Genomic DNA, 10,063 nt, shown 5'->3' with positions numbered 1-10,063 from the left:
GGATGCCGGACGCCTCGAGGGCATCGATGGCGGTGTCGGTCATCTCGGCATCGCGCAGGATGTGGCACCAGTCGACGATGGTGGTGGTGCCGTTGCGCAACTGGTTCAGCGCGCCCAGCAGGTTGCCCAGGTAGACGTCGCGCGCCTCGTAGTGGGTTGCCAGCTTCTTGTGCATGTTGGCGTGGTAGTCGCGGCTGCTGACCCAGTCGGCGCCGATGCCCCGCAGCTGGTACTCCCAGGTGTGGATGTGGGCGTTGACCAGGCCTGGCGTGACGATGCGGCCGCGGCCGTCGACCACCTCGGTGTCGCCGGCCTCGATGTTCGGGCCGACCGCGAGGATCTTGTCGTCCTCGATCAGGATGTCGGCATCGTCGAAGTCGCCGACGGCGGGGTCCATCGACAGGATGTTGGCGTTCTTGATCAGCATTCGAGGCATGAAGTTCTTTCGGTCTTTGAATCTGGGGCGCGGGTCTTCGCTCACGCAAACAGTCGCTCGCGCATGCGGCGCGTGGCGGCGACCGCGTCGGCGCGGTCGACTTCGGTCAGCCGACCGGCGCGCTTGTGCACCTGGCCGCCGACGATCACGGTGTCGACGTCGCCGACCGTGGCCTGCAGCACCACGTGCGCGGCCGGATCGCCCAGCGAGGGGCTGTAGGCGCCCGAGCGCAGCAGCAGCAGGTCGGCGATGCAGCCGGGCGCGATGCGGCCCAGCGTATCGCTCAGCCCAACCGCACGCGCGGCATTGACCGTGACGTATTCCAGCAGGTGCCGCGGCTGGATGAAGGGCACGCCGGGATAGCGCGCGAGCGGCCAGCGGCCGGCGCTGCGCTCGGCATCCGCCTCCTCGTTGCGCATCAGCCAGAAGGTGATGCGCATCTGCGAGAACAGGTCGAGCGCCACCCGCGAAGGCACGTCGACGCCCAGGCTCGGCGTCACGCCCGCATGGTGGGCGCGCGCGATCACGCGGGTGGAGCGGCCGTCGCCGACCTCGCTCTCGGGCGTGAACGAGATGCCGCAGCCGTGGCGCGCCAGCAGCGCGAGCTCGGCGTCGAGCGCAGGGTTGCAATGCACCGGCAGCAGGTCGGGCCCGAGCAGGCCGGCGGCCTCGATCTCGTGCAACTGGCCCGCCACGTTCTGGTGGAAGCTCATCGGCAGGCCGAGCTCGCGGCCGGTGGCCACCTCGGCCTCGAACAGCGCCATGCCGGCGTATTCGAGCGAGCCCAGCGCCATGCCCAGCCGCACGCGCGCGTCGTCGCCCGCACCCGCCATCTCGCGCGCCAGGCCGCGCACCTGCTCGAGGCGCCAGACATGGTCGGCCGCCAGGGTCTCGAAGCTGCCGAGCATGCCGTAGCAGAACAGCACCCGCTGGCCGGTGCGCCGGTGCGCGTCGAGCGACCGTGCCGCATGCGCTGGCGACATCACGTTGTGGCAGAAGTCCAGCACCGTGGTGATGCCGTTGTCCAGCATCTCCACGCCGGTGGCGAAGGCGGCGTCGTGCATGTCCTCGGCCGTGAGCCGTTCGCGCAGGGAGAAGATGGTCCGGTGGTAGTCGGCCATGCCCCACTGCGCCGCGCCAAGGCCCTTGAGCGGTCCCTGCCACATGTGGGTGTGGGTGTCGATCAGGCCCGGCAGCAGCATCATGCCTTGGGCATTGATCAATTCGTCGCCCGGCATGCGTTCGAGGTCTGCGCCCACGGCGGCGATGCGGCCGTCCTCGATGCGCACGTCGCCCAAGGGCAGGTCGCCGAGCGCCGGGTCCATGGTCAGCACGGTGGCGCCGCGCAGCAGGATGCTCATGTTGTCGCCTCCTCGATCTGCCGCACGCCGGGGTCCACACGCGCCGGCAGTTGTCCCTGCGGCGTTGCGGCCACCGCGGGCAGGCGCAGGCACGCGGCCTCGACGCCGCCGCCGGCAGCCGCCAGCTGCGGCATCTCGCCGCGACAGCGCGCGTCGGCCCAGGCGCAGCGCGTGTTGAAGGCGCAGCCCGGCGGCGGCGACAGCGGGCTCGGCAGCTCGGCGCGGATCTGCAGCCGCCGCTCCTGCGTGCGCAGCGCCTGAACCCGGGGGTCGGCCACCAGGGTCGAGGCCATCAGCATGCGGGTGTAGGGATGGCGCGGCGCCTCGTGCACCTGCGCGGCGGGGCCGACCTCCACCAGCCGTCCGAGATAGAGCACGCCGATGCGGTGGCTGACATGGCGCACCACGTCCAGGTTGTGCGCGATGAACAGGTAGGACAGGCCGAACTCGCGCTGCAGGTCCACCAGCAGGTTGATCACCTGCGCCTGCGTGCTGACGTCGAGCGCGCTGACCGGCTCGTCGCAGACGATCAGGCGTGGCTGAACCGCGAGGGCGCGCGCGATCGCCACCCGCTGGCGCTGCCCGCCCGACAGCTCGTGCGGATGGCGCTGCGCCTGGTAGGCCGCCAGGCCCACGCTGTCGACCAGCTTGGCGATTTCCTTTTCGCGCTGCTGCGCGGTCATCGGCCGATGGCGGTCGATCGCCTGGCCCAGCGTGGTGCCGACGGTCTGGCGCGGGTTGAGCGAGGACATCGGGTCCTGGAACACCACCTGCACATCGCGGCGGAAGGCCAGCGGCGTGGCGCGGCCGAAGGCGGTCACGTCCTGGCCGTCGAATTCGATGCGGCCGGCCGAGGCCTGCACCAGCCGCAGCACCGCGCGGCCGATGGTGCTCTTGCCCGAGCCGGACTCGCCGACCAGGCCGAAGGTCTTGCCGCGCTCGATGTCGAAGCTGACATCGCGCACCGCCGACAGCGTGCGGGTGCGGAACAGGCCGCTCTTGAGCTTGAAGTCGACCGACAGACGTTCGACCGACAGCAGGGGTTTCGCGGTCATGCGGCGCGCTCCTGGATGTCGCTGCGGATGCAGCGAACGCCTTCCTGCAGCGCCACGGGTTGCTGGGTGCAGGCGGCGCGCGCATGGGCGCAGCGCGGGTGGAAGCGGCAGCCCTGCGGCCAGGCCCAGGCCGGCGGCACGCGGCCGGCGATGGTGGACAGCCGGGCATCGCCCCGGCCGCGCGGCATGGCATCGAGCAGGGCGGCGGTGTAGGGATGGCGCGGCGCGGCCAGGGTGTCCTGCACGCTGCCGGTCTCGACGATCTGCCCGGCGTACATCACGGCCACCCGGTCGCACAGGTCGGCCACCACGCCCAGGTCGTGCGTGATCAGCAGCACCGACATGCCGAGCCGCCGGCGCAGGTCGGCCAGCAGGTCCAGCACCTGGGCCTGGATCGTCACGTCCAGGGCGGTGGTGGGTTCGTCGGCGATCAGCAGCTCGGGCTCGCAGGCCAGCGCGCCGGCGATCACCACGCGCTGCGCCATGCCGCCGGAGAACTGGTGCGGATAGTCCTGCAGCCGGCGCGCCGGGTCGGGCACCCCCACCAGGTCGAGCAGCTCGACCGCACGCGCCAGGGCCTGCGCGCGGCTCATTCTGGAGTGGGCGCGCAGGATGTCGCAGAGCTGGGTGCCGATGGTGTGGACCGGCGACAGCGCCGCGTTCGGGTCCTGGAACACCATGCCGATGCGGCGGCCGCGGATGTGGCGCAGCGCTTCCTCGGGCAGGCCGACCAGTTCGGTGCCGCCCAGCCGCACCGAGCCGCCGGCAATGTGCGCGCCGCGCGGCAGCAGGCCCAGGATGGCGCTGGCGGTCATCGACTTGCCGCAGCCCGATTCGCCCACCAGGCCCAGCACCTCGCCGCGCCGCAGATGCAGCGAGACCCGGCTCAGCAGTTCGGCCTCGCCGCCGCCGACCGTGGCGCGCACGCTGAGCTGGCGCAGCTCGAGCAGCGTGTCGGCGGGCGTGGGCGTCTCGGCGTCGGCGGCGGTCGTGGCCGCGCTGGGGGTGGCCTTGCGGGCCACGGGACGTGCCGGCGCCGCGCCGCCGGGCAGCAGGGCGTCGCGCAGGCTGTCGCCCAGCAGGTTGAACGACAGCACTGTCAGCGTGATCGCCAGCCCCGGCACCATCGGCAGCAAGGGCTGCTCGCTCTGGAACTGGCGCGCGGTCTCGAGCATCGAGCCCCAGCTGACCTGGGTGCTGTCGGCGCCGACGCCGAGGAAGCTCAGCATGGCCTCGATCAGCAGCGCGGTGCCGAGCGAGATCGAGGCCTGCACGATCAGCGGGCCCGAGACGTTGGGCAGGATCTGCCGCAGCATGATCGCCACCGGCCGCAGGCCCAGCACCCGCGCCGCATCGACGTACAGCTGCTCGCGCTCGGCCAGCACCACGGCGCGCGTGATGCGCATGAAGCTGACCGCGAAGATCAGTCCGACCGCCAGCATCGCATTGCCCAAGCCCTTGCCCAGCACGCCGATCAGCGCCAGCGCCAGCAGCACCGCGGGAATGGACTGCATCACGTCGGCCAGGCGCATCGCGAGGCGGTCCAGCCAGCCGCCGACGTAGCCGGCCAGCAGGCCCAGGCTGACGCCGGCCGCGAGGCCGATGCCCACGCTCTCGAACGAGGCCAGCAGCGCGGTGCGGGCGCCGAAGATCAGCCGCGAGAGCATGTCGCGGCCGAGGTCGTCGGTGCCCAGCCAGTAGGTGGCGCCGGGCGCCTCCAGGCGATGACGGATGGCCGGCGTGAAGGGATCGTGCGGCGCGATCCACGGCGCGCCGATGGCGCAGGCGAGCACCAGCAGCAGGAAGGCCGCGGGCAGCAGCGCGAAAGGCCGCGACAGCAGGCGCCAGGGCGACTTGCGCGGGATGCGCGCGCCGTCGTCCGGCGCCGCGGCATGGACGGGGGGGAGGGTGGCGACTTCGCTCATGGCGGGACCGGTCGCCTCAATGCGCCCGCACCTTCGGATTGATCAGCCCGTAGCCGATGTCCGTGGCGAGATTGACCGCGAGCACGATGGTGGCGATCACCACCACCGCGCCTTGCAGCACCGGGAAATCGCCGCGCACCACGCTGTCGACCAGCAGGGTGCCGAGCGCGGGGATCGCGAAGATGCGCTCGACCGCGATGCTGGCGCCGACCAGCACCGACATCTGGATCGCCATCACGCTGAGCACCGGCACCATCGCGTTGCGGATCGCATAGCGCGAGATGATCAGGCGTTGCGGCAGCCCGCGCGCGCGCAGCGCATGCACGTAGGGCGAGCGCAGCACGTCGATCATCGCGCTGCGCATCTGGCGCGCGATCACCGAGGCGGTGTGCACCGACAGTGCGACCGCGGGCAGCACCAGGCCGCGCGCCCATTCGAGCGGGTCCTGCGCGAAGGGCGTGTAGCCGACCACCTGGAACCACTGCAGTTCGACCGCGAAAGCCAGCGACAGCAGCAGCGCGAGCCAGATGCTCGGCACCGCCAGGCCCAGCGAGACGATGGTCGAGAGCAGCCGGTCGGCCCAGGAGCCATGGCGCACCGCGCCCCAGATCCCCAGCGGAATGCCGATCAGCAAGGCCAGGAGCATGCCCGCGATCGCCAGCGTCAGGGTCACGCTGACACCGTCGGCGAGCGTGGGCGCGACCGGCAGCGCGGTGTAGAGCGAGCTGCCGAGGTCGCCGCGCAGCGCGTCGGCCAGCCAGCGGAAGAACTGCTCGACCAGCGGCCGGTCGAGCCCGAGCTTGTGCGCGTACTCGGCGCGGTCGGCGGCCGAGGCGCCCGGGCCGAGGATCTGCACCACCGGATCGGTGGCGGTCATGCGCGTCAGCAGGAAGGTGAACAGCGACACCGCGAACAGGATCGGCGCCACCGACAGCAGCCGGCTCAGGAAGAGCTGTCTCATGCCGCTGCGCGCGCCGCCTGGACGCCCTTGCCGAGCACGCGCTCGCGCACCCGCCGGGTGGCCTCGGCCGCGTCCGCGCGGTCCAGATCCACGAGCCGGCCGTCGCGCTTGCGCACCTGGCCGTCGACGATCACGGTGTCGACGTCGGCCGGCGTGCTCTGGAAGGCCACGTGCGCTGCCGGATCGCCCAGCGACATGCTGTAGGGGCCGGTCGACAGCAGCACCAGGTCGGCCAGCAAGCCGGGCGCGATGCGTCCCAGCTCGTCGCCGCGGCCGACCGCGCGCGCGGCGTTGACCGTCACGTACTCGAGCATGTGGCGCGGCTGCGCGTGCGGCGTGCCCGGATGGCGCGCCAGCGGCCAGCGGCCGGTGATGCGCTCGGCCAGCGCCTCTTCGGCGCGCATCACCTGGAAGGTGAGCCGCATCTGGGCGAAGAGGTCGAGCGCCACGCGCGAGGGAATGTCCACGCCCAGGCTGGGCGTGACCCCGGCGCGGTGCGCGCGTCCGATGATGTTCATGGCCCGGCCGCCGCCGAACTCGCCCTCGACCGTGAAGGAGATGCCTGCGCCGCAGGCCGCGAGCATATCGAGTTCGTCGTCGGCCGCGAGATTGGCATGCACCGGCAGCAGGTCGCCGCCCAGCAGCCCCGCTTCGCCCAGTTGGCGGATCTGCGCCGGCGGGTTCTGGTGGAAGGTCATCGGCAGGCCCAGCGCGCGGCCGAGTTCGATCTCGGTCTTCACCAGCTCCAGGCCCGAGTATTCGAGCGAGCCCAGCGCCATGCCCAGGCGCACCAGCGAATCGCCGCCGCCGCTGCCGATCTCGTGCGCCATCTCGCGCACCTGCGCCAGGCGCCACGGATGGTCGGCCGCCAGCGTCGAGAAGCCGCCCAGCATGCCGTAGGAGAACAGCACGCGCTGGCCGGTGCGGCGGTGCGCGGCGATCGACTGCTCGGCATGCGCCGGCGTCATGGTGTTGTGGCAGAAGTCCAGCACCGTGGTGATGCCGTTGTCGAGCATCTCGGTGCCGGCCGCGAAGCAGGCGTCGTGCATGTCGACCGCGTCGAACTTCTCGCGCAGCGGGAACACGTGCTTCTGGTAGTCGGGCGTGCCCCAGAGCCCGGCGCCCAGGCCCTTGAGCGGCGCCTGCCACATGTGGGTGTGCGAGTCGATCAGGCCCGGGATCAGGATCATGCCGCGGCCGTCGATGCGCTGGGCGCCGGCCGGCGCCTCGAGCGCGGTCCCGACCTGCGCGATGCGGCGGCCCTCGACCAGGACATCGCCCGATTCGAGATCGCCGAGCGCGGGGTCCATGGTCAGGACGAGGGCGCCCTGGATCAGCAGTGTGCGTGGTGTGTGGTCAGACATGTGCTGTGCCATCGTGGGTTCGTGGGGATGCTTCGCCGGCCGCTCTCAGGGCGAGACCTTGGCGTCGATGTAACGGAACACGGCCACGTCGCCGACGGTGGAGACGATGTTGCTCACGCGTTTCGGGTTGTAGGCCCAGTAGGCGGCGTAGTCGAAGAAGCCGCAGTCCAGCGCCTCCTCGTCGACCACCTTGGCCATCTGCTGCCAGCCCGCGTTCTGGCCCGCCAGGTCGTCCGCGGCCAGTGCCTCCTTCACGGCCGCTTCGACGCCGGGGAAGACCGTCTTCAGGGGGTTGCCCGCGCCGGCCGGCGCGTAGTGGTAGAGGTAGTAGTCGTAGGCGCCGGTGTCCTGCGAATCGGTCAGGATGGCCGCCGGGTACTTGCCGCTGCGGAAGGTACTGAAGAACTGGCCGAAGGTCATGAAGTCGAGCTTCACGTCGATGCCGATCGGCGCCATCTGGCTCTTGAACAGCTCCGCGATGGTGCGCTGGTTGTCGAAGGTGGCCAGCGTGAACTCGAGCTTGGGGTTGCCGAGCTCGGCCATCAGCTTCCTGGCCTTGGCGAGGTCGTGCGGATAGCCCTTGACCGCCGGGTTGAAGCCGTTCATGCCCTCGCGCAGGCGCTGCGTGTGCACCTTGCCGTGGCCGCCGAGCGCGGCGTCGATGAAGTCCTGCGGGTTGATCGCGTGGCAGATCGCCTGGCGCAGCTTGGCGCTGTTGAAGACCTTTGCCGTGTCCATCATCTGCAAGTGCCACATCACCGAGGGGAACCAAGTGGTCTTGAGGCCTTCGCGCTCGGCCCGCTTGGCGATCGAGGGATTGGTCCAGACGATGTCGAGCTGGCCGGTGCGCAGCGCGTTGTAGAGGCTGTCGGGGTCGTTGATGTGCGTGACCTCCACCCGCGCCGGGCCGACCGTCTTGGGCGCGTAGTACTTGTCGTAGGAAGTCACGACGGTGCGCAGTCCCTTCACCGTGTCCTTGGCCTCGTACTTCCAGGGGCCGGTGCCGACCGGCAGGAGCTTGTACGAGCCGTCCTCCAGCGCCTTGGGCGAGACCATGAAGGCGCCGCGCCGCGCCAGGTTGGGCATCAGGTTGGGCGCCGGCATCTTGAGCGAGATGTCCAGCCGCGTGGGCGAGACCACCGTGAACTTGTCGACCGCGCTGAGCACGCCGCGCCACTGGCCGGGCGTGTCGCGGATGCGCTCGAGGTTCTTCACCACGGCCGCGGCGTCGAAGGGCGTGCCGTCGTGGAAGCTCACGTCGGGCCGCAGCGTGATCTCGACCTTGCGCGGGCTTTCCTTCCAGCCGGTGGCCAGCTTGGGCAGCAGCGACAGGCCGTCCGGCGAGACCTCGGCCAGCCCTTCGTAGACCAGCGAGGTGTAGATGCTGTTGGGCTTGGTCAGGGTCTCCCAGTCGTCCAGCCCCTGGTTGCTGCCGAAGCGCAGCGTGCCGGCGGGCTGGGCGAGGGCGGGCAGGCAGGCGATGGTCAACGCGGCGGCGGCCGCGAATTGCGGCACGCGGCGCCAGGACATGCGGATCCGGCTGTTCATCTGGACTCCTCTGTAAGAAACGGAAAAGGGCAAGGGCACGGGGCGGCGAAGAGGCGCGCTTCAACTCGGCGCGCTGATCTTTTCTTCGCGGATCACGCGGGTCCAGTGCGCGACATCGCGCGTCAGGAAGGCCTGTGCTTCCTGCGGCGTGGTCGACCAGGGCTCTGCCGCCTGGACGCGCAGGGTCTCGATGATCTCGGGCCGCGCGAGCGTGGCGCGCACCATCTGGTTGAGGCGCGCGACGATGCCGATCGGCAGGCCCTTGGGACCGGCGAGCGCGTACCAGGCCGAGACGTCGAAGCCGGGCAGCACGGTCTCGGCCACGGTGGGCACCTCGGGCAGGCCCGGATAGCGGTTCTTCGAGGTCACGGCCAGCGGACGCAGGCGGCCGGCCTCGATCAGCGGCGTCATGCCGGCCAGCGAGGTGAACATGAACGGGACCTCGCCGCCGATCACCGCGGCGTTGAGCGCGCCGCCGCCGCGGTAAGGCACGTGCGTTAGCGTGATGCCCGAACGCGCCTGCAGCAGCACGGCCGTGAGGTGCATGCCGGTGCCCTGCCCGCCCGAGCCGTAGTTGAGCTTGCCCGGCGCGGCCTTGGCCTGCTGCATCAACTCCTGCACCGTCTTGAACGGTGCGTCGGTCGCCGCGACGATCGCGAAGGGGCTGCGCGCGATCATCGAGATCATCGTGAAGTCGGAGGCGGCGTCGAAGGGCAGCGAGGCATAGAGGCCGGGTGCCGCCGCATGGCCCGAAGCCATCAGGAACAGCGTGTAGCCATCGGGCTCGGCCTTGGCGACGTAGTTGGCGCCGATGGTGCCGCCGGCGCCCGGCTTGCCTTCCACCACCGCCTGCTGGCCGAAGCTGTCGGCGAACTGCGCCGCCACCAGGCGCGCGAGCAGGTCCACCGGACCGCCGGGGCCGAAGCCGTGGATGATCTTCACGGGCCGGGTCGGCCAGTTCGCCGTGCCCTGGGCCTGCACCGGCGAGGCACCCAGCAATGGTGCACCCATGGCGCCCAGCAGGAGTTCGCGGCGCTTCACAGGAAGAAGGCCTCGGGTTGCGGTCCGCGCTCGACCGGCCGGGACTTGAACTTGCCTTCCTCGAACATGCGCAGGCGCGAGGCGAGCAGTTCGTCCTGAAGTCCGGCCAAGCGCTGCGCGTCGAACACGAGCTTGCCCTCGCGCTTGGCGAACTTGCCGGCGACCAGCACATTCTCGATGTCCGAGGTCTCGGCGTACATGACGACGATGTGGGCGGCGTTGCCGCCGGGCAGGGCAGGGAAGATGTTCATGCCGCGGCAGTCGAACATCACCAGGTCGGCCTGCTTGCCGGGAGTGATGGAGCCGGTCTTCTTGTCGAGGCCGAAGGCCTTGGCGCCGCCCATGGTGGCCCAGTAGAGGGCGTCGCGGGTC

The 10,063-nt window shown here is 70.9% G+C and carries 8 protein-coding genes and 1 pseudogene; all 9 read right to left on the bottom strand.

Translation table 11 applies throughout. The features are described from left to right. Positions 1-436, bottom strand: a pseudogene (locus tag QZH52_RS38210) (amidohydrolase family protein); the annotation flags it as partial. Positions 437-477: 41 nt separating this feature from the next. Continuing rightward, positions 478-1,797, bottom strand: coding sequence for an amidohydrolase family protein (locus QZH52_RS38205; protein WP_301816480.1), 1,320 nt, complete (start codon positions 1,795-1,797; stop codon positions 478-480). Beyond that, positions 1,794-2,852 (bottom strand): ABC transporter ATP-binding protein, encoded by a 1,059-nt coding sequence (locus QZH52_RS38200; protein ID WP_301816479.1) that lies wholly within the window; start codon positions 2,850-2,852, stop codon positions 1,794-1,796. Before QZH52_RS38200 ends, QZH52_RS38205 begins: the two co-directional genes overlap by 4 nt. Next, positions 2,849-4,777, bottom strand: coding sequence for a dipeptide/oligopeptide/nickel ABC transporter permease/ATP-binding protein (locus QZH52_RS38195; protein ID WP_301816478.1), 1,929 nt, complete (start codon positions 4,775-4,777; stop codon positions 2,849-2,851). The genes QZH52_RS38200 and QZH52_RS38195 overlap by 4 nt, the downstream gene beginning before the upstream one ends. Before the next feature lie 16 nt (positions 4,778-4,793). Further along, a complete protein-coding gene (locus QZH52_RS38190) occupies positions 4,794-5,738 on the bottom strand; it encodes an ABC transporter permease (RefSeq protein WP_301816477.1) in 945 nt (314 codons plus the stop codon). Continuing rightward, the gene (locus tag QZH52_RS38185) at positions 5,735-7,102 is read right to left on the bottom strand and encodes an amidohydrolase family protein (protein ID WP_301816476.1); all 1,368 of its coding nucleotides are present in this window, start codon (positions 7,100-7,102) and stop codon (positions 5,735-5,737) included. The genes QZH52_RS38190 and QZH52_RS38185 overlap by 4 nt, the downstream gene beginning before the upstream one ends. A 45-nt stretch (positions 7,103-7,147) precedes the next feature. Then, the gene (locus QZH52_RS38180) at positions 7,148-8,650 is read right to left on the bottom strand and encodes an ABC transporter substrate-binding protein (RefSeq protein ID WP_301816475.1); all 1,503 of its coding nucleotides are present in this window, start codon (positions 8,648-8,650) and stop codon (positions 7,148-7,150) included. Between the two features lie 60 nt (positions 8,651-8,710). Beyond that, positions 8,711-9,691 carry a Bug family tripartite tricarboxylate transporter substrate binding protein gene (locus QZH52_RS38175; protein ID WP_301816474.1) on the bottom strand — a complete coding sequence of 327 codons (981 nt, stop codon included), beginning with the start codon at positions 9,689-9,691 and terminating at the stop codon, positions 8,711-8,713. Continuing rightward, positions 9,688-10,063, bottom strand: a 376-nt coding sequence (locus QZH52_RS38170) for an amidohydrolase family protein (protein ID WP_301816473.1), incomplete at its 5' end; no start/stop codon positions are given. The genes QZH52_RS38175 and QZH52_RS38170, both read right to left, overlap by 4 nt.

Source organism: Variovorax ginsengisoli (assembly GCF_030486595.1).
Taxonomy (GTDB): Bacteria; Pseudomonadota; Gammaproteobacteria; order Burkholderiales; family Burkholderiaceae_C; genus Variovorax; species Variovorax ginsengisoli_B.
This window is presented reverse-complemented; position numbering and strand designations above follow the sequence as displayed.